A 23662-nucleotide genomic window follows, 5' to 3' on the forward strand; every position below is an offset into this window, starting at 1 on the left:
GCCTGCCCGTCGTCACCAGCCGCGCCAGCGGCCTGCCCGTCGTCACCAGCCGCGCCAGCGGCCGGCGGGCTGTCGGCCACGCCGGTGGTGTCACGGGTGACGTCGTCTCCCGAACTCAGGCTGTGCTGCCTCACGGTCCTCCCGCCCCCGGGTGCGCCGCGCGCCGGATGCGCGCCGGTCGACACCACAGATGGATTCTAGGGGCGATCCTGGTCGGTATCCGACGACCCGGCGAGCTGAGCGATGATCGTCTCAGCGGTACGCCGCCCGATGCCGGGCACCTCGGCGATCTCCTCGACGGTGGCGGCGGCGATTCGGCGTACCGATCCGAAGTGTTTCAGCAGGGCCTTGCGACGCACGTCACCGAGCCCGGGCACCTCGTCCAGCCCGGAGGCGATCATCCGTTTCGACCGGCGCTGCCGGTGATAGCTGATCGCGAACCGGTGTGCCTCGTCGCGAATCCGCTGCAGCAGGTACAGCCCTTCGGAGGTGCGCGGCAGGATGACCGGGTAGTCGTCGGCGGGCAGCCAGACCTCTTCCAGCCGTTTCGCCAGGCCGCACAGCGCCACGTCGTCGACGCCGAGCTCGGCCAGGACCGCGGCGGCGGCCTGGACCTGCGGGGCGCCGCCGTCGACGACGATCAACTGCGGCGGGTACGCGAACCTGCGTGGCCGCCCGGTCTGCGGGTCGACTGCCGGCGGCGGCTCGGCTTCCGCTGCCGGCACCGGTGGCTCCGCCACCGCCGTCGACGACGCGGTCGGACGGTGGCGGGCGAAGCGTCTGCGCAGCACCTCGCTCATCGCGGACAGATCATCGGTGGCTCCCCGCACCGCGAACCGCCGGTACTCGGCCTTACGCGGCAGGCCGTCCTCGAACACCACCAGGCTGGCCACCACGTCGGTGCCCTGAATCTGGGACACGTCGAAGCACTCGATGCGCAGCGGCGCGGTGGCCAGCCCGAGCGCTTCGGCGATCTCCTCCAACGCCTGCCCCCGGGTGGTCAGGTCGCTGGCCCGACGCAGCTTGTGCCGGGTCAGCGCCTCGCCGGCGTTGCGGCCCACCGTTTCCATCAGCACGCGTTTGTCGCCGCGCTGCGGCACCCGCAGCGTCACCCGGCTGCCCCGCCGATCGCTGAGCCAGTCAGCCAGCGCCGGCGCGTCCGCCGGCAACTCGGGCACCAGCAACTCCCGGGGCACGTCGGTCTCACCCTGTTCCGGGCCGTACACCTGGGTGCAGAAGTGGTGCACCAGGTCGGCCGTGGTCAGCTCCTCGACCTTCTCCACCACCCAGCCGCGCTGGCCGCGCACCCGGCCGCCGCGTACGTGGAACACCTGCACGGCGGCTTCGAGGGGATCCTCGGCGAAGGCGACCACGTCGGCGTCGGTGCCGTCGCCGAGCACGACGGTCTGTTTCTCCATCGCCTTGCGCAGCGCGGCGACGTCGTCGCGCAGTCGGGCGGCCCGCTCGAACTCCAACGCGTCGGAGGCGTCGCGCATCTCCCGTTCCAGGCGCCGGACCATCGTGTCGGTACGCCCGGCCATGAAGTCGCAGAAGTCGTCGACGATCGCCCGGTGGTCGGCGACGTCGACGCGCCCGACGCACGGTGCCGAGCATTTGCCGATGTCACCGAGCAGGCAGGGGCGCCCGACGTGACCGGCCTGTTTGAACACCCCGGCAGAACAGGTGCGGGCGGGAAAGACCCGCAGCAGCAGGTCGAGGGTCTCCCGGATCGCCCAGGCGTGCGAGTACGGCCCGAAGTAGCGCACTCCTTTGCGCTTCGCGCCCCGCATGACCTGCAGCCGGGGGAACTCCTCGTCGAGGGTGACCGCGAGGTAGGGATAGGACTTGTCGTCGCGGTAGCGGACGTTGAACCGAGGGTCGTACTCCTTGATCCAGAGGTACTCCAGCTGCAGCGCCTCGACCTCGCTGCCGACGGTCACCCAGTCGACCGCGGCCGCGGTGGTGACCATCTGCTGGGTGCGTTGGTGCAGCTGCCAGAGGTCACCGAAGTAGGAGTTGAGTCGGCTGCGCAGGCTCTTGGCCTTGCCGACGTAGATGACCCGGCCGGTGGGGTCACGGAACCGGTAGACGCCGGGGGCGTCCGGGATCGTGCCGGGGGCGGGACGGTAGCTGGACGGATCTGCCATCGCCGCCAGCGTAGTCGAGGGCTGTGACAGGCTGGCCGGCTCGCGGCCGCCGGGTGCCGCACGCACCCGGCGGCCACGAGCCGGCCGGCGTCACGCCACCGTGATGGCCTCGCCATCGACGGAGACGGCCTTCTCCTCCAGCGGCGACGGGGCGGGGCCGGACAGCACCGAGCCGTCGGTGATGGAGAAGCTGCTGAAGTGACACGTGCAGTTGATGGTGCCGCCGTCGAGGTTGGCGACCGGGCACCCCTGGTGGGTGCAGACGTTGCTGAACGCCTTGAACTCGCCTGCTGCTGGCTGAGTGACCACGACGCCCTGGCCGGCAAGGATGATCCCGCCGCCGACCGGCACCTGGCTGGTGGTGAGTCCTTCGCCGCCGGAACTGGTCTCGCCACCGCCGTCCGAACCGCTGCTCTGGCCGTCGTCGATCGGCGGGTTCCCGGCGCCGCTACCCAATTCGTCGTCGTTACCGGTGCCACATGCGGCCAGCGCGACGGTCGCCCCGACCCCACCCGCTCCGATCAGCAGCGCACGGCGGCTGGTCGGATTGGCGTCGGTCGTCGTCTGGTGCTCAGTCATGCGGTTGGACCTCCTCGTTGGTTGCCACGGCTGGTCGTCCGTGGCCACGCCAGTAGACACGGACGCTGATCACGAACGGTTCATCCCGGTTTGACGGCAGCGATGTGCCTGGTGCCGATTCATTGACGACTAGGCACGGCGGCCTTGCGGGGCGCCCGGGGCGTCCCGGTGGTCGCCTTGCTGGAGCGTGCCGGTGCACCGGCCGACTTGCCGGCGGCCTTCGCCGGGGTGCTGCCGTTGGCCTTGGCCGCACGCGACGTCGCCGCCGGTGCGCCGGTCGGGGCCCCGGTCAAGCCGAGCGCGCCGCGCAGGAACTGCCCGGTGTGGCTCTCGGCGACCTCGGCGACCTCCTCCGGGGTGCCGGTCGCCACCACGGTACCGCCCCGGTGACCGCCCTCCGGACCCATGTCGATCAGCCAGTCCGCAGTTTTGATCACGTCGAGGTTGTGCTCGATCACGACCACGGTGTTGCCCTTGTCGACCAGGCCGCAGAGCACGGTCAGCAGCTTGCGGATGTCCTCGAAGTGCAGCCCGGTGGTCGGCTCGTCGAGCACGTAGATGGTCCGCCCGGTCGACCGCTTCTGCAGCTCGGAGGCGAGTTTGACCCGCTGGGCCTCGCCGCCGGACAGGGTGGGGGCGGGCTGACCAAGCCGTACGTAGCCCAGTCCGACGTCGACCAGGGTCTTCAGATGCCGGTGGATCGCCGGGATGGCCTCGAAGAAGTCGGCCGCCTCCTCGATCGGCATCTGCAGGATCTCGGCGATGGTGCGGCCCTTGTAGTGGACCTCGAGGGTCTCCCGGTTGTACCGGGCACCCTTGCAGACCTCGCAGGGCACGTAGACGTCCGGCAGGAAGTTCATCTCGATCTTGATCGTGCCGTCACCGGAACAGGATTCGCAGCGGCCGCCCTTGACGTTGAAGGAGAACCGCCCCGGACCGTAGCCGCGGACCTTGGCCTCGGTCGTCTCGGCGAACAACCGACGGACGTGGTCGAAGACGCCGGTGTACGTCGCCGGGTTCGACCGCGGCGTACGGCCGATCGGCGACTGGTCGACCCCGACGACCTTGTCCACCTGCTCCAGGCCACTGATCCGGCTGTGCCGGCCGGGCACCAGCCGGGCGTTGTTGATCTGGTTGGCCAGCACGGTGTAGAGAATGTCGTTGACCAGGGTCGACTTGCCGGAGCCACTGACGCCGGTGACGGCGACGAGTTGACCCAGCGGGACCGGCACGGTCAGGTTGCGTAGGTTGTGCTCCCGCGCCCCGTGCACGACCAGCTCCCGCCCGGCGGTCAGCGGACGCCGGCTGGCCGGCACCGGGATGACCCGCCGACCGGACAGGTACGCCCCGGTCAGCGACTCCTCGCTGGCCAGCAGATCCTGCACCGAGCCGCTGTGCACGATCCGGCCGCCGTGCTCGCCGGCACCCGGCCCGATGTCGACGATCCAGTCCGCGGTCCGGATGGTGTCCTCGTCGTGCTCGACGACGATCAGCGTGTTGCCGAGACCGCGCAGCCGCACCAGGGTCTCGATCAGGCGGTGGTTGTCCCGCTGGTGCAGGCCGATCGACGGCTCGTCGAGCACGTACAGCACCCCGACCAGGCCCGAGCCGATCTGGGTGGCGAGCCGGATCCGCTGCGCCTCACCGCCGGAGAGGGTGCCGGCCGGCCGGTCCAGCGACAGGTAGTCCAGGCCGACGTCGACCAGGAACCGCAGCCGGGCGTTGATCTCCTTGAGCACCCGTTCGGCGATCAGCTTCTGCCGGTCGGTGAGCACCAGGCCGGCGAGCAGATCGGCGCAGTCACCGACCGACAACGCCGTGACCTCGGCGATGTTGCGGCCGGCCACGGTGACCGCCAGCACCTCGGGCTTGAGCCGGGCGCCGCCGCAGGACCCGCAGGGCACGTCGCGCATGTACCCCTCGTACTTGTCCCGTGACCACTCCGACTCGGTGTCGGTGTGCCGCCGCTCGATCCACTGGATCACGCCTTCGAAGCCGGTGTAGTAGGAGCGCTCCCGGCCGTACTTGTTGCGGTAGCGCACGTGCACCTGGTCGTCGGAGCCGTAGAGGACCGTCTTCTGGGCCCGGCTGGGCAGCTTGCGCCACGGCGTGTCCAGGTCGAAGTGCTCGGCCTCGCCGAGGGCGGCGAGCAGCCGCAGGAAGTACTCCTGGGTCTGCCCACCGGACCACGGCTGGATCGCCCCGTCACGCAGGGTGCGCTCGATGTCCGGGACGACGAGCTCGGCGTCGACCTCCTTCTTGGTGCCCAGCCCGACACACTCCGGGCAGGCACCGTACGGCGCGTTGAAGGAGAAGACCCGCGGTTCCAGGTCCTCGATCGCCAACGGGTGGTCGTTCGGGCAGGCGAGGTGTTCGGAGTAGCGTCGCTCCCGACCCGGGTCGTCCTCGGCGAGGTCGACGAAGTCGAGCAGCACGATGCCGCCGGCCAGTCCGAGGGCGGACTCCACCGAGTCGGTCAGCCGCCGCCGGGCGCCGGCCTTGACGGTGAGCCGGTCGACGACCACCTCGATGGTGTGCTTCTCCTGCTTCTTGAGCTTCGGCGGCTCGGTCAGCGGGTGCACCACCCCGTCGACCCGGGCCCGGGCGTACCCCTTGGCCTGTAGGTCGGCGAAGAGGTCCACGTACTCGCCCTTGCGGCCACGCACCACCGGGGCGAGGACCATGAACCGGGTGCCCTCCGGCATCGCCAGGACCCGGTCGACGATCTGCTGCGGAGTCTGCCGGGAAATCCGCTCCCCGCAGACCGGGCAGTGCGGCTCACCGACTCGGGCGAACAGCAGCCGCAGGTAGTCGTAGACCTCGGTGATCGTGCCGACCGTCGAACGCGGGTTGCGGGAGGTGGACTTCTGGTCGATCGAGACCGCCGGCGAAAGCCCCTCGATGAAGTCGACGTCCGGTTTGTCCATTTGACCGAGGAACTGCCGCGCGTACGACGACAGTGACTCCACGTACCGCCGCTGCCCTTCGGCGAAGATCGTGTCAAAGGCCAGGCTGGACTTGCCGGAGCCGGAGAGCCCGGTGAACACGATCAGCGCGTCACGGGGCAGGTCGAGACTGACGTCGCGGAGGTTGTGCTCACGCGCGCCACGGATGATCAATCGGTCGGCCACGGTCCGGCTGCTCCCGTTGAATGCTGAGATGTGCAGGGTCAGGTGTATCCGGCTGAGCTGTGTGCGAGCTGAGCTGTCGTGCGAGCTGGAGCTGTCGTGCGAGCCGCGGGGCAAGGCCACCGGGTCCGCTCGGGGACGCAGTGCCTGCTGAACAGCGACGCCCTGCTGAACAGCGACGCGCCGCGCGCCTGGGCAACTGTAGCCCCGGGGTCCGACAACTTTCGGGGACACACCTGGCGCCCGGTCACCCGCGCGATGTCCCCCGATCGGGGCAACGTTGCCGGCGGGTCCGCTGAAACCGGCACGGGGACCGCCGACCGTTCGCCATACTCCATATATCGGTCAAGGCACCATTTGACCTCGCGTGGAGTAGGGGTTCCTCCACGCGTCAGCGGGCCGGCCCGTCCGATCGGGGGGTGGGACGGGTCGGCCCCTCCCCTGCCGGTCGGGACAGATCAGCCGAGCCGGCGGTGTCGACCCGCCACGTGGCGACGTACCGTCTCATCTCATGGCCGATCAGGTAGCCGACACTACGACGCAACCATCAGTGCCCTCCGAGGATGGTCCGAACCTGGACGAAGTCTCCCCACCGGCGGCCGGCCGGCGCGGCGGTCGTTGGCTGCGCCTCACCCTGCTGATCGCCGGCCTGTCCCTGCTGCTGGTGGTGGGCGGGACCGCCACCGCCGGCTGGCTCTACGCCCGGTCGGTCGAGTCACAGGTCGACAAGGTCGAGGTCTTCACCGCCCTGCCGCAGGCGCAGCGCCCCGTCAAGGCGGTCGAGAAGGCGGCGAACTTCCTGATCGTCGGCAGCGACTCACGGGATCCCGACACTTCGGGCTCGCGCACCGACACCATCATCCTGGCCCACCTGCCGGCCGACCGCGACAGCGCCCAGCTGGTCTCGATCCCCCGCGACACGTGGGTACGGGTGCCGGACCCGACCGGCACCGACGGCGGACACGACGACAAGATCAACTCAGCGTACGCGAACGGTGGCACGCCGCTGCTGGTACAGACCGTCGAGGCGTTCACCGGCGTCCGCATCGACCACGTCGTGCTGATCGACTTCGGCGGGTTCGCCGAGATCATCGACGCGGTCGGCGGCATCGAGCTCGCCGTCGACGAGTCGTTCACCTCGGTCCACCCGCCGTACCGGCAGTTCACCGCCGGGCTGCAGCAGATGGACGGCGACACCGCGCTCGACTACGCCCGCCAGCGCTACCAGTTCACCGACGGCGACTTCACCCGGGTGCGCCACCAGCAGGAGATCATCGCCGCCGTGCTGGACCAGGCCAGCGGCGAAGGGCTGCTCACCGACCCGGGCCGGCTCAACGATTTCCTGCGTGCCACCGCCGACGCGGTCAGCGTCGACGAGAGCACCTCGGTGTTCGACACGGTGTGGGCGCTACGGCAACTACGCAGTGCCGACCTGACCATGCTCACCTCGCCGTCGTCCGGCACCGGACAGCAGGACGGGCAGAGCGTGGTCTTCCCCGACGAAGCTCAGGCCGCCGCGCTCTACGAGGCGATCCGCACCGACACCGTCGACGAATGGCTGCGCGAGCATCCCACCGTCAGTTGACGGTGGGACGCCCGCCGTGACCTCGGTACCGGCGGCGCTCACCGCTGCCGGTACCGTTCCCGGTTCTCCTTGCTGACCCGCTTCCACTTGGCCCGCTCCGCCGCCGCCAGCCGCACGTCGCGACGGCGCATCTCGTACGCCGCCTCCCGTTGCAGCCGCTGCCAGCTCTCCCACCGGCGTACCGGCAGGTCACCCGAGGCGAGCGCGGCACGGACCGCGCAGCCCGGCTCGTTGCCGTGTCCGCAGTCGGCGAACCGGCACTCGGTGGCGAGCTGCGCGACGTCGGCGAACGCCTCGTCGAGCCCGCCGGCGGCGTCCAACAGGCCCACCGCTCGTACGCCCGGGGTGTCCAGCACCGCGCCGCCGCCGGCAATCGGGATCAGCGCCCGGTAGGTGGTGGTGTGCCGACCCTTGCCGTCGACCCGCCGAATGGACTGGGTGCCCATCACCTCCGCCTGCGCCAGGGCGTTCACCAGTGTCGACTTGCCCGCACCGGAGGGCCCGAGCAGGCCAAGCGTCCGCCCGACCGCCACGTACGGCCGTACCTCGGCCAGCCCGTCGCCGCGCTGAGCGCTGACCGCGAGCACCCGCGCCCCCGGCGCGGACCCCGCGACCAGCTGGACCACCGCCGCCGGGTCGGCGACGGCGTCACACTTGGTCAGCAGCACGACCGGTTCGGCGCCGGACTCCCAGATCAGGGCGAGGAACCGTTCGATCCGGCCGATGTCGGGCGTCGGGTGCATCGGCTCGACCACCGCGGCGACGTCGACGTTGGCGGCCAGCACCTGACCGGTGGAGTCCCGGCCGGCGGTACGGCGCACGACCGCGCTACGCCGGGGCAGCACCTGTTCCACGGTGATCCGTTGATCCGGCCAGGTCCGCACGGTCACCCAGTCGCCGGCACAGGGCAGGGCCGCGGGGTCGGCCGCCGCGACGGACAGGACCGCACCGGCGAGGCTGCCCCGGACCAGGCCTTCGGCGACCAGTACGGTGCAGACGCCACGGTCCACCCGGGCTACCCGGCCCGGCCGGTCGGTGGTGTCGAGAGTGGACAGGGCACGATCGTAGAAGGCGTCCCAACCGAGGGACGTGAGATCGAACGTCATGGCAACCCTTGTCAGGTCGAGGGGAGCACACCGACCGGCTCGGCCGGGTGGCACCGGAGGAAAGGGGCGGCGGACGGACCGCAGCGCACAGTCACGGTCGTCATCACCTCCTTCCATGAGTTCTGCCTGACGCGTCACGGCAACGGTAGCCTTCATCCGGCACCCCGGGAAAGCCAATTCCGTCCAGGCCACTACCAGTAGGAGGATCCGGTGCCCTACCAGGGAGATGTCGTCGTCGGCGGCCCGCCGCAGGTGCGGGAGCTGGCCGCGTTGAGCGTCACCAAGGTCGCGGTCGGCGCGATGGCGAACAACGCCTACCTGCTGCGCTGTCACGCCACCGGCGAGCAGGTGCTGATCGACGCGGCCAACGAGGCGCCCCGGCTGTTGCAGCTGGTCGGTCCGGCCGGGCTGACCACCGTGGTCACCACCCACCGGCACATGGATCACTGGGTGGCGCTGGAGGAAGTGGTCACCGCCACCGGTGCGGCGTCGCTCGCCCACCCGGCCGACGCCGACGAACTACCTGTGGTCACCGGGACGGTCGCCGACGGCGACCGGGTCGCCGTCGGCGACTGCGCCCTGGAGGTCATCCACCTGGTCGGGCACACCCCCGGCTCGATCGCCCTGCTCTACCACGATCCCGACGGCGTCCCGCACCTGTTCACCGGTGACGCCCTCTTCCCTGGGGGGGCTGGAAGAACAACAAGCGCAGGCGCGTTTCAGCAGCTCATGACGGATGTGGAGCGGAAACTGTTCGACCGGCTGCCCGACGACACCTGGTTCTACCCCGGCCACGGCAAGGATTCGACGCTGGGCGCCGAACGCCCGTCGCTGCCTCAGTGGCGGGCCCGCGGCTGGTAGGTCGACGGTCAGACCCGGCAGGCGCTCCTGTTCAACGCTGCGGACCCGTCCCGGCACGGCGATCGTGGTCACCGGCTCGATACAGCGAACGCGGTCACTCAGATCGTGCGCCGACCGCCGGTCACGGCGAGCACCTCGCCGGTGGTGTAGCTGGACTCCTGCGAGGCGAAGAAGACGAACGACGGTGCCAGCTCCGCCGGCTGCGCCGGCCGGCCGATCGGCGACTGGGTGCCGAACCGCTCAACCGAGTCCGGCGGCATCGTCGCCGGGATCAGCGGCGTCCACACCGGGCCGGGCGCCACCGAGTTCACCCGGATCCCCTGGTCGACCAGGTTCATCGCCAGGCCCTTGGTGAAGTTCACGATGCCCGCCTTGGTGGTGGCGTAGTCCAGCAGCGACGGCGACGGATCGAACGCCTGGATGGACGACGTGTTGATGATGCTCGATCCGGACGGCATGTGCGGGACCGCCGCCTTGCAGATCCAGAACAGCGCGTACAGGTTGGTCTTGAACACCCGGTCGAACTGCTCGGTGGAGATCTCCGCGATCCCCTTCTCCTGCGCCATCTGGTACGCGGCGTTGTTGACCAGGATGTCGATGCCGCCCAGCTCCTCGACGGCCCGGCGTACCAACTCCACGCACTGGTGCTCCTCGGTGATGTCGCCCGGCACCGGCACCGCCCGCCGACCGGCCTGTTCGATCAGCCGGGCCGTCTGCCGCGCGTCGTGTTCCTCCTGCGGCAGGTAGGAGAAGCACACGTCGGCGCCTTCGCGGGCGAACGCCAGCGCGACCGCCCGGCCGATGCCCGAATCCGCACCGGTGATCACCGCCCGGCGCTCGGTCAGCTTGCCGCTGCCCCGGTAGCTCCGTTCGCCGTGGTCCGGCGGCGGATCCATCTTCGCGGTGCTGCCCGGCGGGTGCTGCTTCTGCACCGGCTGCCCCTGCCGTTGGCCGTACTGCCGCGTCGGATCCTGCCGGAGGTGCTGGCTGTCGTCGCCCATGACTGGTTCGCTCCTCGCGGTAGGGACGTGACGGGGTGGTGGCCACCGCAGCCCTACCCGCACCGGCCCGGACGGAAACCGCCGCTACCGCCACCGGGCAGCCCGCGAAGGACCCGATCAGGTTTCGACCCGGCTCCGCTGGGCAGTCGCCCTGCGCCGCGCCGGGGCGACGCGGCTGGGACGGCCGAGCGGGACGGCAGCAAACCCCATGGGTACGCGGGACAGGACGGGCACCGACGGTGCGGTCCGGCGGGCTTCGGCCCCCGGGCCGCCCCGGCTCTGCAGGTGGCGGGCATCTCGGAGGTCAACCGCTTCGGCGACGGCGAGCCGGCGCGGCCCTGTCCCCGGTGGCGGACCTGGGACGGCCGATGGCGTTGCCGTTCGCGTACCGCCGATGGGTTGACCGTCACCCGCATCCTTGTCAGGAGGAAACCGTGTCCAGACACCTCGACGACCGGATCGTCGTCGTCACCGGTGCGTCCAGCGGAATCGGCCGGGCCTGCGCCCGACGCTTCGCCGCGGCCGGCGCCACCCTGGTGCTGCTCGCCCGGCGGGAGAACTCTCTGGAGACGTTGGCCGCCGAATGCCGTGGTCGGGGCGCGCAGGTGCTGGTGGCACCGCTGGATGTGACCGACGCCGACGCCGTGGCCGACGCCGCCCGGCGCGCCGTAGCCCGCTTCGGCCGCATCGACGTCTGGGTCAACAACGCCGGGGTGAACCTGTTCGGTCCGGTCGAGGAGTCCCCGGCACCGCTGTGGCATCAGGTGGTGCAGACAAACCTTTTCGGCACCTACCACGGCGTCCGCGCGGTCCTGCCCTGGTTCCGGGACCAGGGGCACGGCACCCTGATCAACGTGTCGTCGGTCGCCTGCTGGGTGCCGGCACCACAGCAGAGCGCGTACGTGGCTAGCAAGCACGCCGTCCGGGCGTTGAGCGACTGCACCCGCCAGGAGGTCCGCGACGTGCCGGGGATCGCCGTGTGCACGGTGGTGGCCGGGCCGGCGGACACCCCGTTGCTGCGCAACGCCGCCAACTGGACCGGCCGGCGGGTGGTGCCGCCGACCCGCCCCGGCGACGCCGACCAGGTGGCGCAGGCCGTCGGCCGACTGATTCGCCGGCCCCGCCGGGAGGTTCACGTCGGGGCCGGCGCCCGGCTCGGGGTGCTCGCCGCCCGGCTGCTGCCGGCGAGGACCGAACGGGCCGGTGCCCGCACCGTGCCACGAACCCACTTCGCCCACGAGTCCGTCGACCACACCGGCGGCAACGTGATGTGTCCGGAGCCGCTCGGGGCCCGGGTGACCGGGGGCCGACAGCCGGCGTTGGCCTCCTGGCCGGGACGCGGCGTCCGATGAGCACGCTGCTCACTCCGTCGCCGGCCGTGCCGGCGCCGCAGCCGGTCACCGGCCGGGTCGAGGTCCCCGCCGCGCCGAGCTGGCGCGTTCGCGCCGGTGCGCCGGCGGACACCGGTTGGACGATCGCCAGCCTGTGCTGGCGGCAGCCGGCGGTGATCACAGCCGACGCGGTACGCGGCGGCCGACGCCCGCCCGTCGTGCTGGTTCACGGTTTCGGGGTGGCCGACGGGCTCTGCGTCCCGGTGGCGCGGCGGCTCGCGACCAGCGGGACGGTCCTGGCTCCGGACCTGCCCGGCTGTGGCCACAGCAGCAAGCCGGATCCGGTGCCCGGGGTCGCCGAAGTTGGCACCGCCCTGGCCAGCTGGTTACCGGCGGTGGTCACCGAGCCGGTGGTGCTGGTCGGTGTCTCGCTCGGCTGCCAGGTGGTGCTGGAGACGGCGGCGCAAGCCCCCGACTGGGTGTCGGCGGTGGTGCTGGCCAGCCCGATCGTGGACCGGGATCGGCGCAGCTGGCTTGGCCAGCTGTGGCGTTGGCAGCGCGAGCGGGCCACCCAGTCGCGGCGGCTGAGACGGCTGCAGGTGACCAGCTACCGGCGGGCCGGCGTCCGCCGGGTGTTGCGGACCTTCGCCGCGGCGCTGGTCGACCGGCCCGAGGACAAGATCGCCCGGGTCGGCGCGCCGGTGCTGGTGTGCCGCGGCACCCGCGACCCGCTGGTATCCGACGAATGGGTCGCCCAACTGCGGCGGCAGGCTCCGGACGCCCGGCTGGTCCGGTTGCCCGGCGTGGTGCACGCGATGAGTCACGACAATCCGGTCGAGTTCGCCCGGGTGATCCACGGTTTCCTCGACGAGCTGGCAGCTGTCCGGGGAGGTGCCAGCGGTGTCCGCACCCAGCTTCCTACGACCGACCTACTGCCGACCGAGGAAAGGAGAAGGCGTTCATCGTCGGCGGGCTGACCGAGGCGGTGCCGGCCGGGCCGGTAGGGCTGACCGGACCCGGCCGGCCGGGTCCGGTCAGGTCTGTCGGTGCTGTCAGTTTTGCAGGAAGCCCTGGGAGACCCGGGCCTCGGCCAGCAGCCGGGAGCAGGCGGACACCTCGGACTCGGTGATCGTGGGTACGGCGTCGTCGCCGGTGCGGCTCCGCAGATAGGCCAGCTCCGCCGGGCCGATGTGGCGTACCTTGCCGCTGTCGTGGACGACGAAGATCGGGTTCGGGGTCTGGGTGGTGCACTGTACGAGGTACATGACGTTGTCTCCCGGGTCGTCGAGGTCGATGATCCAACGTGGATGCGGTGGCGCCGGTGGCCGGACCGGGGTGATGATCTGTGCCGCCCGGGCGACGATCGTCGGCTTCTGGGCGACGATCGCCGGGCCGGGACACTGGCTGTGCCCCCAGTCGAAGCCCTGCTCGGCACCCATGCTGTGATGACCGAGGCCTCGTTCGAGCGGACTGTCCGCGTTGCGGACCGGAACGCCATGTTCGCGGTGTGACCTGGCCAGCAACTGGGCGTTGGCCTCCACCTGCTGCGGAGTCAGCCGGTCCGGCAGGAACCCCTCGTTCTCGATGCTGAGCCAGGTACGGTTGCCGGCCCGCTGGGTCCAGGCGCGAATCTCGGTATCCACCATCTGGGCGACGCGACCGTCCTTGGCCACCACGAAGTGTGACGACACCCGCGACGCCGGATTGCGTTGCCAGGCGATCGTGCCCTCGAAGTAGCCGGCGGCGATGTGCACCACGATTCCATGGTGTTCGTCGAGCCGATCCGCCGGTTCGTTGAGAGCGCCGGTGCCGTTACCGCTGTTGACGGTGGGACCCCGCCAGGTCGCTAGATCGGTCCAAATTCCCATGTGGATTGCCTCCTTTCCCAGCCGGTCGGTGTGTCGGCCGGATCGGTGGATCCGCCGGTTCCCCGGCTGTACGGGTGGGGCCGGATCCGACCGGTGGGCCCGGTCCGGCGCAGGTGGGATCGACCGGCGTCGGGTCGACGGGCGACCGGTGTCGGTCGACTCGTCGGTCGGCGTCGGGTCGACGATCGGTCGTTGTCGACGGGAATGGGCCCGGCTCGCGGTGGCCAGCCGGCGTGCATCGCTCGCCCGCAGGAGCAGTGCCGCCGGCAAGCTAGCGCGATCCACTGTGAGCACCGGTCGGCCAGGCCGGTCACCCACGTGTCAGCTGGCACGTCGGTGGGGCGGCGGCCCGATCGCCCGGTGTCCGTCGACCCAGTGGTCGCATACCCCGTCCGCCGGTGCCTTGTCTCGAGAATAGCGCGATCAACAAGCTTCTGACCAGCGGAAATAACTCAGAGTATGCAAATCAACACGTTCATTGACGAACTTGGGCCTGCCTCCGCGCGCAACGACCGGCCATTGTTGTCAGACGTACGTCAACCCTGCGTGACCGGCAACCACAGCGCCGAGGAACGCGCCGGGTCGTGGAATATCCACCGCCGCCCGGCACGCAGCGTCCGAGCCCTGCCCAACGGTTCACCAGTGCCCGGATTACGCGCCCAACGCGGATGGGCACCCCCGCTGACCTGCACCCGCAGCCGGTCCCCCGACCCGAACCGACATGCCGTCGGCCACAGCGCCACCTGCACCCGGCGCACACCGTCGCCCACCCCGACGACCCCACCGTCCACCCGCGTCAGTCCATCACAGACGTTCCAGGAACGCCCCCACCGGTCGACCCGGCACAGCCGGACGAAGACGTCGAAGTGCGGCAGCTCGCCGCGCACGAAGACCTCGGCGGTGACCGGGCCGATCACCTCCAACGGCCGATCCAGGACAGCGCTGGTGTACGTCAGCACATCCGCACGAGCCTCCAATGCCCGGTTGTCGCGTACCCCGGCCCGCTGTGCCACCAACAGGGCACCGCCGACCGACGGGGTCGGGTCGGCCGGGTCGTAGCCGTGCTGGTCCGGCGCGGAGACCGGCGGCACCGCGCGGTCCAACCGCCCGCCGGGCCACAGACACCAGCGGGTCGGCGTCGCAGGCGGCGGCCAGTCGGAAACGTGCCGCCAACCAGCGCCGGCCACATGTACCCGGACCGGGGCCGGCCGTGCCCGCGCACCGGGCGCCGACGCCGGCTCGGCGTCGAGATGCGCGCCGAAGAACGACACCGCCTCCCGCACCGCGGTCCGGAACAGACCGGGACTGCCATGGGTCCACGGTCCGATCGTCAGCGCGGGTCGACGGCCAGCGGCCCGCAACGCGGCGTAGTCGGCCAACTGGGCGGTCAGGAAAATGTCGTGCCACCCGGTCACCATCGACACCGGGGCCCGCACCTGGGCGATCTCCCGGTGGAACGTCCGGGCACGCCAGTACGCGGCACCCGGCTGGTGCTGATCCAGCCACTGCTGAAAGAACGGCACCGCCGCCCCGGTCGCGACCCGGTCCGCTTCGGCCAACGGCAGGTGCGCCAAGCCGGCTCTCAGCCGTGGCTGGCCCCGCAGCAGTTCGCGCCGCCGGGCCAGCCACGGCACCCGCTGCGCGGAGAGCAGCTCGGCCCAGGTCAGGATCGTGTCCAGCGAGAACGAGCCGCCCGCGTACGTGGAATCGCGAATCTGCGCGGCGGTGACCACGGCGACCATGGCCCGCAGATCCGCACCGGCGTGCGCCGCGCTCGCCCACTGCCCGAAACCCTGGTAACTGATTCCGAAGGTACCGAGCCGGCCGTCGTACCAGGGTTGGCGACGCAACCACTCCAGGGTGTCCAGCCCGTCGGCCCGCTCGTGGCGCAACGGCTCGAACTCCCCGTCGGAGCCGAAGGTGCCCCGGCAGGACTGCACCAGGACGTGCCAGCCCCGGCGGGCCAGCAGCAGGCCGAGCAACCAAACCGGACCACCACGGCCGTACGGCGTACGGATGAGCACAGCCGGCGCCCGACCGACCGGCGCGACGTAGTGGTCGGTCCTCAGCCGCAGCCCGTCACGGGTACGCACCGGCAGGTCCCGGCGGACCCGGATCAGCCGTCGCGGGCCGACCCGGGCGCGACGCCCGCCCGGCGGGCGGTCAGCCGGCATCACCGTCAGCCGGTGTCGTCGGTGCCGGTCCGGGGCGCACGACGGTGCGGGCAGCGGCGCGGACCTCGTCGCGGTGCGCCCGGATGGAGTCCCCCACCGCCGCCAGGAACCGCCGGACCGTCTCCAACTCGTCGTCGGTGAAGTCGGCCATCACCGCGTCGGTGCGCTGCCCGAGCGGCGCGAAGAACTCCCGGGCCAGCTCCGCACCGCCGGCCGCGTACCGCAGCCGCACCTTGCGCCGGTCGCTGGCGTCGCGGTCGCGGTGCAGGTGCCCGGCCCGCTCCAGCCGGTCGACCAGCGCGGTCACCGAACTGGAGGTGAGGTTCAGCTGGGTAGCCAGCACGCCCGGGGTGATCGGGTCACCGGACTGTTCGGCGTCCATCACCGCGATCAGCGCCTGCAGGTCGGTGGCGTGCAGGTCGTGCAACGCGGCGAAGGCGTGCCCGACGTGACCGGCTTCGACGGTGTAGCCGCGCAGCCGACGGATGATCTCGGCCACCACGGCCTGCCGACCACTCGGCCGGGGCCCCCACACGCCGGCGCTCAACCCTGGTCCTCCGTTCGACGCCCTGGCGAAACCCTATCCCAGTACCGCTATAGTTTCGATGAACGAGATATTCGACAGCCGTAATATCTGGCGGCCAGCGAGGGACGAGGCCAGCGATGGCAACCACGATCGGATCCCGGTTGACCGCGATCATCTGCGGCAGATGGACCGCCTGGCTGGTGCTGCTCGCCGCAGCGGCCTTCTCCACGCTGGTGATCGCCCTCGCCGGTGACCCCCGCACCGGCAACGACCCCACCGGGGCCCTACCCGACACCGCCGAGTCCGTCCAGGTCGCCGAGCTACGCCGGCAACTGCCGGGCGGGCAGCTCAACCCGGCCCTGGTCGTCTACTCCCGCGACGGCCGCCCGCTCACCGCCGCCGACGAAGCGGCCATCGCCGCCGACCGCGACGCCTTCGCCCGCGACGCCGTCGGCGGCGAGGTCAGCCCACCCGTCTTCGCACCCGACCGGACCGCCGCACTGGTCGCCGTCCCGCTGCCGGCCGAGATCGACATCGAACGGCTCGGCGACATCGTCGACCGGCTACGCGCCGAGGCCAGCGCCGGCCTGCCCGACGGCACCACCGCCGAACTCACCGGCGGCGCCGGATTCACCGCCGACGTCGCCGCGGCCTTCGACGGCGCCAACATCACCCTGCTCGCCGCCACCGTCGCCGTCGTCGCCACCCTGCTGCTGATCACCTACCGCAGCCCCTGGCTCTGGCTCGTCCCGCTCGCCGTGGTCGGCACCGCCGACGTGGTCAGCAACGGACTCATCGCCATCGTCAGCCGCGCCATCGACCTGCGGATCGACCCGTCCACCACCGGAATCGTCGACGTCCTCGTCTTCGGCGCCGGCACCAACTACGCCCTGCTGCTCATCGCCCGCTACCGCGAGGAACTACGCCGCGAACCCGACCGCCGCCGAGCGCTGCGCCGCGCACTCGGCTCCGCCGGACCGGCGATCACCGCGAGCGCCCTCACCGTCGTACTCAGCCTGCTCACCCTGCTCGCCGCGATCCTCGCCAACGACCGGGCGATCGGCGTCGCCGGCGCCGTCGGCATCAGCACCGCCGCCCTGTACGGACTCGTCGTCCTGCCCGCCGCCCTGTCGGTGTGCGGACGCGGACTGTTCTGGCCCTTCATCCCCCGCCCCGGACAGGCCGACCCCACCCGCACCGGGATCTGGGCCCGCGCCGGCAACCTGGTCAGCCGACGCCCCCGCACCGTCCTGGCCGGATCGGTGCTGCTGCTCGCCGTCCTCGCCACCGGACTGCTCGACGCCCGACTCGGCCTCAGCAAGACCGAACAGTTCCGGGTCAGCGCCGAATCCATCGACGGACTCGCCACCCTGTCCCGGTCCTTCCCGGCCGGCACCGCCGACCCGGTCCTCGTCGTCGCCGACGCCGACCGCGAACAACAGGTGCTCGACGCCGTCGGCATCGTCGACGGAGTCGCCAGCGCCCGACCCACCGGCGGCGACGACGACCGCACCGTCATCGAGGTCGTCCTACGGGCCGAGCCGGACAGCGCGCAGAGCTACCAGACCGTCCGCGACCTGCGGGCCGCCGTCGGTGCCGTACCCGACGCCGACGCCCTGGTCGGGGGCTCCGTCGCCGCCAACCTGGACGCCCGCGAAGCGGCCCTGCGCGACCTGCGGGTCGTCGTACCTCTGGTGCTCATCGTGGTGCTGGCGGTGCTGATCGTGCTGCTGCGCTCCCTGGTCGCGCCGCTGATCCTGGTCGGCACCGTCGTCGCCACCTTCTTCGCCGCGCTCGGCGCCGCCACCGCCCTGTTCACCCAGGTCCTCGGCTACCCCGCGCTGGACACCAGCGTGCCGCTGCTGGCGTTCCTGTTCCTGGTCGCCCTCGGCGTCGACTACAACATCTTCCTGACCACCCGGGCCCGGGAGGAGACCCCCACCCAGGGCACCCGGCAGGGGATGCGGACCGCGCTGGCCGTCACCGGCGGCGTGATCACCAGTGCCGGCATCCTGCTCGCCGCGGTCTTCGCCGTCCTCGGGGTACTGCCACTGGTCACCCTCACCGAGATCGGGATCATCGTCGGATTCGGCGTACTGCTGGACACCCTGCTGGTGCGGACCCTGCTGGTGCCGGCGATCGCGATGGTGCTGGGACGCCGATTCTGGTGGCCCAGCGCGCTCGCCCGCCTGCCCGACCCGACCCCGCCGACCGACCCCGCCGAGGGACTGCACCCACCCCACGCCGCCGGCGCTGACCTGCGGTGACCGGCAACGCCCGCCAGCTGGGTGATCCTGGCGGACCCGCTGGCGGGCGGCCAACCGGATTCCGGGAGGATAGAGCCATGCAGACCCGCTCCGATCTCCGCAACGTGGCCATCATCGCGCATGTCGACCACGGTAAGACCACCTTGGTTGACGCGATGCTGCGCCAAGGCGGCCAACTGCACACCCGTGCTGAAATGTCCGACCGCGCGCTTGACTCCATGGACCTGGAGCGGGAAAAGGGCATCACCATCCTGGCCAAGAACACCGCGATCACCTACCTGCCCGACCAGGGTGACCCGGTCGTCATCAACATCATCGACACGCCGGGGCACGCCGACTTCGGCGGCGAGGTGGAGCGTGGCCTCACCATGGTCGACGGCGTCCTGCTGCTGGTCGACGCCAGCGAAGGACCCTTGCCACAGACCCGCTTCGTGCTGCGCAAGGCGCTGCAGGCCCGGCTGCCGATCATCCTGGTGATCAACAAGGTGGACCGGCCGGACGCCCGGATCAAAGAGGTCGTCGACGACACGTACGAACTCTTCCTCGACCTCGACGCCGACGAGGCACAGATCGACTTCCCGATCCTCTACGCCTGCGCCCGCGACGGCATCGCCTCGCTGACCCAGCCGGGCGACGGTTCCGTGCCCGGCGACAGTGACAACCTCGAACCGCTGTTCCGCAGCCTGCTGGAGACCATCCCCGCGCCCGCGTACGACCCGGACGCGCCGCTGCAGGCCCACGTGACCAACCTCGACGCCTCACCGTTCCTCGGCCGGCTCGCGCTGTGCCGGGTCCGCCAGGGCAACATCCGCAAGGGCCAGACCGTCGCCTGGTGCCGCACCGACGGCAGCCAACAGAAGGTCCGGATCTCCGAACTACTGATGACCGAGGGCCTGGAGCGCAAACCGGCCGACTCCGCCGGACCGGGCGACATCATCGCGGTCGCCGGGATCCCGGACATCATGATCGGCGAGACGCTGGCCGACGCCGACGACCCGCGGCCGCTGCCGTTGATCACCGTCGACGAGCCGGCCATCTCGATGACCCTGGGCACCAACACCTCACCGCTGGCCGGCAAGGTCAAAGGCTCGAAGGTCACCGCCCGGCTGGTCAAGGACCGGCTGGACCGCGAGCTGATCGGCAACGTGTCGCTGCGGGTGCTGCCCACCGAACGCCCCGACGCGTGGGAGGTACAGGGCCGCGGTGAGCTCGCCCTGGCGATCCTGGTCGAGCAGATGCGCCGCGAGCAGTACGAGTTGACCGTCGGCAAGCCACAGGTGGTGACCCGGGAGATCGACGGACGCACCTGCGAGCCGGTGGAGCGGCTGACCATCGACGCACCGGACGACTACCTGGGGGCCATCACCCAGCTGCTGGCCACCCGCAAGGGCCGGATGGAGCAGTTGGTCAACCATGGCACCGGCTGGATCCGGATGGAGTGGCTGGTCCCGGCCCGTGCGCTGATCGGCTTCCGGACCGAGTTCCTCACCGAGACCCGCGGCACTGGCATCCTGCACCACGTCTTCGAGTCCTACGAGCCATGGTTCGGCGAGCTGCGTACCCGGCCGACCGGTTCGCTGGTCGCCGACCGGACCGGGGTGGCGACCAGCTTCGCCATGTTCAACCTGCAGGAACGCGGCTCGCTCTTCGTCGAGCCCGGCACCCCGGTGTACGAGGGCATGCTGGTCGGCGAGAACTCCCGCCTCGACGACATGGACGTCAACATCACCAAGGAGAAGAAGCTCACCAACATGCGGTCGTCGACCGCTGACGAGCTGGAGCGGCTGGTCCCGCCCCGCAAGCTCTCCCTCGAGCAGGCGTTGGAGTTCTGCCGGGAGGACGAATGCGTCGAGGTGACGCCCGAGGCGATCCGGCTGCGCAAGGTCATCCTCGACCAGACCACCCGGGCCCGGTCGCAGGCCCGGCGCAAACACCAGAACTGATCGGTCACTGGTCGGGGTCGCCTGCGGGCGACCCCGACCAGGCCGGTTCGTCTGAAGAGATCACCAACCCTCACGTGACGAGGCCGGCAGCCCTCACTTGACGATGTCGGCGAGTTCGCGCTTGCGGTCGCGCGACGACTTGACCAACGACGCCACCGTCGTGACCACCAACGTCACGAAGATGAACGTCAGCGACAGCCAGATCGGGATGTGCGGTGCCCAGCCGACCGGCTCCCCACCGTTGATGAAGAACACGGTGTTGTCGGCAAGCGCCTCGAGGACCAGCTTGATCCCGATGAAGCCGAGCACGGCGGCCAACCCGATGCCGAGGTAGACCAGCCGGTTCAGCAGCCCGCCGAGCAGGAAGTAGAGCTGCCGCAGCCCCATCAGGGCGAACACGTTGGCGGTGAAGACCAGGTACGGCTCCTCGGTGATCCCGAAGATCGCCGGGATCGAATCGAGGGCGAAGATCAGGTCGGTGAACCCGATCGCGATCATCACGATCAGCATCGGGGTGAACATCCGCCGACCCGCCTCGGTCACCGTCGTCAGCCGGCCGCCGTCGTAGGCACCGGAGACCGGCAGCACCCGACGGCTCCACCTGATCACCGCGTTCTCGGAGAACTCCTCGGCCGCTTGGTCGTGCCGTAGCTGCCCGATCGCGGTGTAGATCAGGAACGCGCCGAAGATGTAGAACACCCAGGAGAACTGGGAGATCAGTACGGCGCCAGCGGCGATGAACCCGCCGCGCAGGATCAACGCCAGCACCACCCCGACCAGCAGGACCTTCTGCTGGTACTTCCGTGGCACCACGAAGCGACCCATGATGATCACGAAGACGAAGAGGTTGTCGACGGACAGACTCTTCTCCGTGACGTACCCGGCGAAGAACTCCCCGGCGTAGCGGCTGCCGGACGTCGCCCAGACACCGAGACCGAAGATCACCGCGAGCACGATGTAGAAGACCGTCCAGACCGCGGACTCGCGCATGCTGGGCTCGTGCGGGCGGCGGACGATGATCAGCAGGTCGGCGATCAGCACCGCAGTCAACACGACCAGGCTGACCAGCCATACCCAGGCAGGAATATTCAACTCGGACCTCCGGCAGACACACGGCACCGCCCAGAGCCGCCCCGGACCGACCGGCCCAGAGCGGGTGGAGATGCACGCAGCAGTGACTGACGGAGGTCTCTTCCGCCATCACACGACCGGGACTCGATGGTCCGGCCCACGATGACCGCTGGCACCGGGTCGATCCGGCGAGCCGGGCCGACCGTGCTGACGACGCCAGCGCGAAGGAGTACTCCCCTCCTTTGACGCCATTGTTGCCTACCAGGGGACGAATGAACACAGCGGGCCAGGGTGAAGGTGACCATCAGCACTACCTCTGATTCATCCTAGGAGGCTAGCTCTTTGGTTGGCTGGCAGCGGGGCGGGCCCCGACGGCCACGCCGATCGACCCACCCGAGCCGATGTCGGCCCACTGATGTGCGACGCTTCCCGCCATGGTCCTTGAAATCGCGCTCATCGACGTCCAGCCCGGCCAGGAGGCGGCCTTCGCCCGGGCTTACGCCACTGGCCACGAGCTTCTGGCCACCACCCCCGGCTGCCACTCGGTCCGGATGACCAGAGGTGTCGAGACCCCCACCCGCTTCGTCCTGCTCGTCGAATGGGACTCGGTCGCCGCGCACGAGGAGAACTTCCGGGCCAGCGACCGGTTCCCCCGCTGGCGGGACCTGATCGGGCCGTACTTCGCCGCCGCGCCGCTGGTGGAGCACTTCGTCGACGTGCCCGCCTGAGTCGCGGCGGCGCCACCATGCGGGTAGAGATCGTGACCGCCGGCAGCCGCGGCGATGTCGCGCCCTACACCGGTCTCGGGCAGGCGCTCCGCGCCGCCGGCCACCAGGTCACCCTGACCACCCACGACAACTTCACCGACCTGGTCACCACCGCCGGGCTCGACTTCCGCCCGCTGCCCGGAGATCCGTACGCCGCGCAACGCACCGCCGAGGGACAGCGCCTGCACCGGTACGGCGGCAGCCTGCGCGGCACCGTCGAGTTCGCCAGCCAGGGCCGGCGCTACCTCGACGCTCTCGGCGACGGCCTGCTCGACGTCGGCGTCGACGCCGATCTGCTGCTGCTGGCCACCACGACCGCGCCGCTGGGCTACTCGGTGGCGCAACGACGTGGCATACCGAGCATCGGCGTGTTCCTGCAACCGGTGGCCCCGACCGGTGACTTTCCACCCGTACTGCTCGGCGACCGGTCGTGGGGTCGGCGCGGCAACCGGCTGCTCGGACTGGCCGGCTCGGCGGTCAGCGCCCGGGCGTACGACCGGGCGTCCCGGCGCCTGCGACGACGACTCGGCCTGCCGTCGGTCAGCCTGGCCCGGTTGTTGGCGCAGGCCGAACGGGCGCGCTGGCCGGTGCTGCACGGCGTCAGCCCATCGGTGCTGCCCCGCCCGACCGACTGGCGTCCCGGCCTGGAGATGGTCGGCTACTGGTGGCCCGCCAGCGACCCCGGATGGGCACCGCCGCCGGAGCTGACCGAGTTTCTGCGGGCCGGTCCCCCGCCGGTGCTGATCACCTTCGGCAGCATGGCGGTGCTCGACCCACAGGCGGGCCCGGCGATCGGCACGGCGCTGCGGCGGGCCGGCGTACGGGCGGTGGTGCAGGCCGGGTGGGGTGACCTGCGGGTCGCCGACGACGACGCGTTGCGCATCGGCGAGGTGCCACACGACTGGCTGATGCCCCGGGTCGCCGCCGTCGTCCACCACGCCGGGGCCGGTACCACCGCGGCCGCGTTGCGCGCCGGGGTGCCGTCGGTCACCGTGCCGGCCATCGCCGACCAGCCGTTCTGGGCGGCGCGGCTGGTGCGACTCGGCGTCGGGGCCGAGCCGATCCCGGCCCGGCGGCTGACCGCCGACCGGCTGGCCGACGCGATCCGCACCGTGGTCGACCGACCGGAGCACGCCGCACGTGCCCGAGGCCTCGCCGAACGGATCGCCACCGAGGACGGCTGCGCCGAAGTCCTCGCCGCCCTCCCCTGACCATCTGCACCACCCCCGCGCCCCGGCGATCTGACCGGTAAATCACCTGTACCACGGCGGGTTTTGGGTGTGCGGGGGTGGCCCGGTGTCGGTGGGT

General features: G+C 71.0%; 17 protein-coding genes. 8 read left to right on the forward strand and 9 right to left on the reverse strand.

The window, feature by feature from the left end; translation table 11 throughout:
- Window positions 1-197: 197 nt before the first annotated feature.
- The 3 genes from uvrC to uvrA all read right to left on the reverse strand — a co-directional run bounded on the left by uvrC (window position 198) and on the right by uvrA (window position 5857).
- Window positions 198-2147, reverse strand: a complete 1950-nt coding sequence (uvrC, locus tag ACFHVL_RS25490) for an excinuclease ABC subunit UvrC (RefSeq protein WP_416630964.1) — start codon at window positions 2145-2147, stop codon at window positions 198-200.
- Window positions 2148-2237: 90 nt separating this feature from the next.
- The gene (locus ACFHVL_RS25495) at window positions 2238-2726 is read right to left on the reverse strand and encodes a Rieske (2Fe-2S) protein (RefSeq protein WP_416630965.1); all 489 of its coding nucleotides are present in this window, start codon (window positions 2724-2726) and stop codon (window positions 2238-2240) included.
- 119 nt (window positions 2727-2845) lie between these two features.
- Window positions 2846-5857 (reverse strand): excinuclease ABC subunit UvrA, encoded by a 3012-nt coding sequence (gene uvrA, locus ACFHVL_RS25500; RefSeq protein WP_416630966.1) that lies wholly within the window; start codon window positions 5855-5857, stop codon window positions 2846-2848.
- 508 nt (window positions 5858-6365) lie between these two features.
- Here uvrA and ACFHVL_RS25505 point away from each other — a divergent pair.
- Window positions 6366-7439 carry an LCP family protein gene (locus ACFHVL_RS25505; protein WP_416630967.1) on the forward strand — a complete coding sequence of 358 codons (1074 nt, stop codon included), beginning with the start codon at window positions 6366-6368 and terminating at the stop codon, window positions 7437-7439.
- 38 nt (window positions 7440-7477) lie between these two features.
- Here ACFHVL_RS25505 and rsgA read toward each other — a convergent pair whose 3' ends face one another.
- Window positions 7478-8545: a ribosome small subunit-dependent GTPase A gene (gene rsgA / locus ACFHVL_RS25510; RefSeq protein WP_416630968.1), complete on the reverse strand. Its 1068-nt coding sequence runs from the start codon at window positions 8543-8545 to the stop codon at window positions 7478-7480.
- Between the two features lie 210 nt (window positions 8546-8755).
- On the opposite strand from rsgA, the gene ACFHVL_RS25515 reads away from it, so the two are divergent.
- Window positions 8756-9406: an MBL fold metallo-hydrolase gene (locus ACFHVL_RS25515; RefSeq protein WP_416630969.1), complete on the forward strand. Its 651-nt coding sequence runs from the start codon at window positions 8756-8758 to the stop codon at window positions 9404-9406.
- A 98-nt stretch (window positions 9407-9504) separates the two neighbouring features.
- Here ACFHVL_RS25515 and ACFHVL_RS25520 read toward each other — a convergent pair whose 3' ends face one another.
- Entirely contained in the window at window positions 9505-10407 is a 903-nt protein-coding gene (locus tag ACFHVL_RS25520; RefSeq protein ID WP_416630970.1) for an SDR family oxidoreductase, read from the reverse strand.
- A gap of 434 nt (window positions 10408-10841) precedes the next feature.
- Between ACFHVL_RS25520 and ACFHVL_RS25525 the strand changes: the two genes are divergently transcribed.
- A complete protein-coding gene (locus ACFHVL_RS25525) occupies window positions 10842-11759 on the forward strand; it encodes an SDR family NAD(P)-dependent oxidoreductase (RefSeq protein WP_416630971.1) in 918 nt (305 codons plus the stop codon).
- The gene (locus tag ACFHVL_RS25530) at window positions 11756-12715 is read left to right on the forward strand and encodes an alpha/beta fold hydrolase (RefSeq protein WP_416630972.1); all 960 of its coding nucleotides are present in this window, start codon (window positions 11756-11758) and stop codon (window positions 12713-12715) included. The genes ACFHVL_RS25525 and ACFHVL_RS25530 overlap by 4 nt, the downstream gene beginning before the upstream one ends.
- Window positions 12716-12790: 75 nt before the next feature.
- Here the strand turns inward: ACFHVL_RS25530 and ACFHVL_RS25535 are convergent, their stop codons facing one another.
- From ACFHVL_RS25535 to ACFHVL_RS25545, 3 genes are all read right to left on the reverse strand, one after another.
- On the reverse strand, window positions 12791-13606 hold the full coding sequence (locus ACFHVL_RS25535) for an N-acetylmuramoyl-L-alanine amidase (protein ID WP_416630973.1): 816 nt from the start codon (window positions 13604-13606) through the stop codon (window positions 12791-12793).
- Window positions 13607-14142: 536 nt separating this feature from the next.
- On the reverse strand, window positions 14143-15780 hold the full coding sequence (locus ACFHVL_RS25540; RefSeq protein WP_416630974.1) for a CocE/NonD family hydrolase: 1638 nt from the start codon (window positions 15778-15780) through the stop codon (window positions 14143-14145).
- Entirely contained in the window at window positions 15770-16315 is a 546-nt protein-coding gene (locus ACFHVL_RS25545) for a MarR family winged helix-turn-helix transcriptional regulator (RefSeq protein ID WP_416630985.1), read from the reverse strand. The genes ACFHVL_RS25540 and ACFHVL_RS25545 overlap by 11 nt, the downstream gene beginning before the upstream one ends.
- A 128-nt stretch (window positions 16316-16443) precedes the next feature.
- On the opposite strand from ACFHVL_RS25545, the gene ACFHVL_RS25550 reads away from it, so the two are divergent.
- Window positions 16444-18573 carry an MMPL family transporter gene (locus ACFHVL_RS25550; protein WP_416630975.1) on the forward strand — a complete coding sequence of 710 codons (2130 nt, stop codon included), beginning with the start codon at window positions 16444-16446 and terminating at the stop codon, window positions 18571-18573.
- Between the two features lie 77 nt (window positions 18574-18650).
- On the forward strand, window positions 18651-20516 hold the full coding sequence (typA, locus tag ACFHVL_RS25555) for a translational GTPase TypA (protein WP_416630976.1): 1866 nt from the start codon (window positions 18651-18653) through the stop codon (window positions 20514-20516).
- Between the two features lie 93 nt (window positions 20517-20609).
- On the opposite strand, the gene ACFHVL_RS25560 is transcribed toward typA, so the two are convergent.
- Window positions 20610-21608, reverse strand: a complete 999-nt coding sequence (locus tag ACFHVL_RS25560; RefSeq protein WP_416630977.1) for a TerC family protein — start codon at window positions 21606-21608, stop codon at window positions 20610-20612.
- A 413-nt stretch (window positions 21609-22021) separates the two neighbouring features.
- Between ACFHVL_RS25560 and ACFHVL_RS25565 the strand changes: the two genes are divergently transcribed.
- The gene (locus ACFHVL_RS25565) at window positions 22022-22315 is read left to right on the forward strand and encodes an antibiotic biosynthesis monooxygenase family protein (protein WP_416630978.1); all 294 of its coding nucleotides are present in this window, start codon (window positions 22022-22024) and stop codon (window positions 22313-22315) included.
- A gap of 17 nt (window positions 22316-22332) precedes the next feature.
- A complete protein-coding gene (locus ACFHVL_RS25570; protein WP_416630979.1) occupies window positions 22333-23565 on the forward strand; it encodes a glycosyltransferase in 1233 nt (410 codons plus the stop codon).
- Window positions 23566-23662 lie beyond the last annotated feature (97 nt).

Origin of the sequence: Micromonospora sp. LOL_023 (assembly GCF_048060115.1) — a bacterium.
Classification (GTDB): Bacteria; Actinomycetota; Actinomycetes; order Mycobacteriales; family Micromonosporaceae; genus Micromonospora_E.

Excerpts from the sequence above, each read along its gene's own strand:
- ACFHVL_RS25530 (WP_416630972.1), top strand. The coding sequence starts at position 11,756 with ATGAGCACGCTGCTCACTCCGTCGCCGGCCGTGCCGGCGCCGCAGCCG.
- ACFHVL_RS25520 (WP_416630970.1), bottom strand. The coding sequence starts at position 10,407 with ATGGGCGACGACAGCCAGCACCTCCGGCAGGATCCGACGCGGCAGTAC.
- ACFHVL_RS25570 (WP_416630979.1), top strand. The coding sequence starts at position 22,333 with ATGCGGGTAGAGATCGTGACCGCCGGCAGCCGCGGCGATGTCGCGCCC.
- uvrC (WP_416630964.1), bottom strand. The coding sequence starts at position 2,147 with ATGGCAGATCCGTCCAGCTACCGTCCCGCCCCCGGCACGATCCCGGAC.
- ACFHVL_RS25495 (WP_416630965.1), bottom strand. The coding sequence starts at position 2,726 with ATGACTGAGCACCAGACGACGACCGACGCCAATCCGACCAGCCGCCGT.
- ACFHVL_RS25535 (WP_416630973.1), bottom strand. The coding sequence starts at position 13,606 with ATGGGAATTTGGACCGATCTAGCGACCTGGCGGGGTCCCACCGTCAAC.
- ACFHVL_RS25550 (WP_416630975.1), top strand. The coding sequence starts at position 16,444 with ATGGCAACCACGATCGGATCCCGGTTGACCGCGATCATCTGCGGCAGA.
- ACFHVL_RS25565 (WP_416630978.1), top strand. The coding sequence starts at position 22,022 with ATGGTCCTTGAAATCGCGCTCATCGACGTCCAGCCCGGCCAGGAGGCG.
- ACFHVL_RS25540 (WP_416630974.1), bottom strand. The coding sequence starts at position 15,780 with ATGCCGGCTGACCGCCCGCCGGGCGGGCGTCGCGCCCGGGTCGGCCCG.
- typA (WP_416630976.1), top strand. The coding sequence starts at position 18,651 with ATGCAGACCCGCTCCGATCTCCGCAACGTGGCCATCATCGCGCATGTC.
- rsgA (WP_416630968.1), bottom strand. The coding sequence starts at position 8,545 with ATGACGTTCGATCTCACGTCCCTCGGTTGGGACGCCTTCTACGATCGT.
- ACFHVL_RS25505 (WP_416630967.1), top strand. The coding sequence starts at position 6,366 with ATGGCCGATCAGGTAGCCGACACTACGACGCAACCATCAGTGCCCTCC.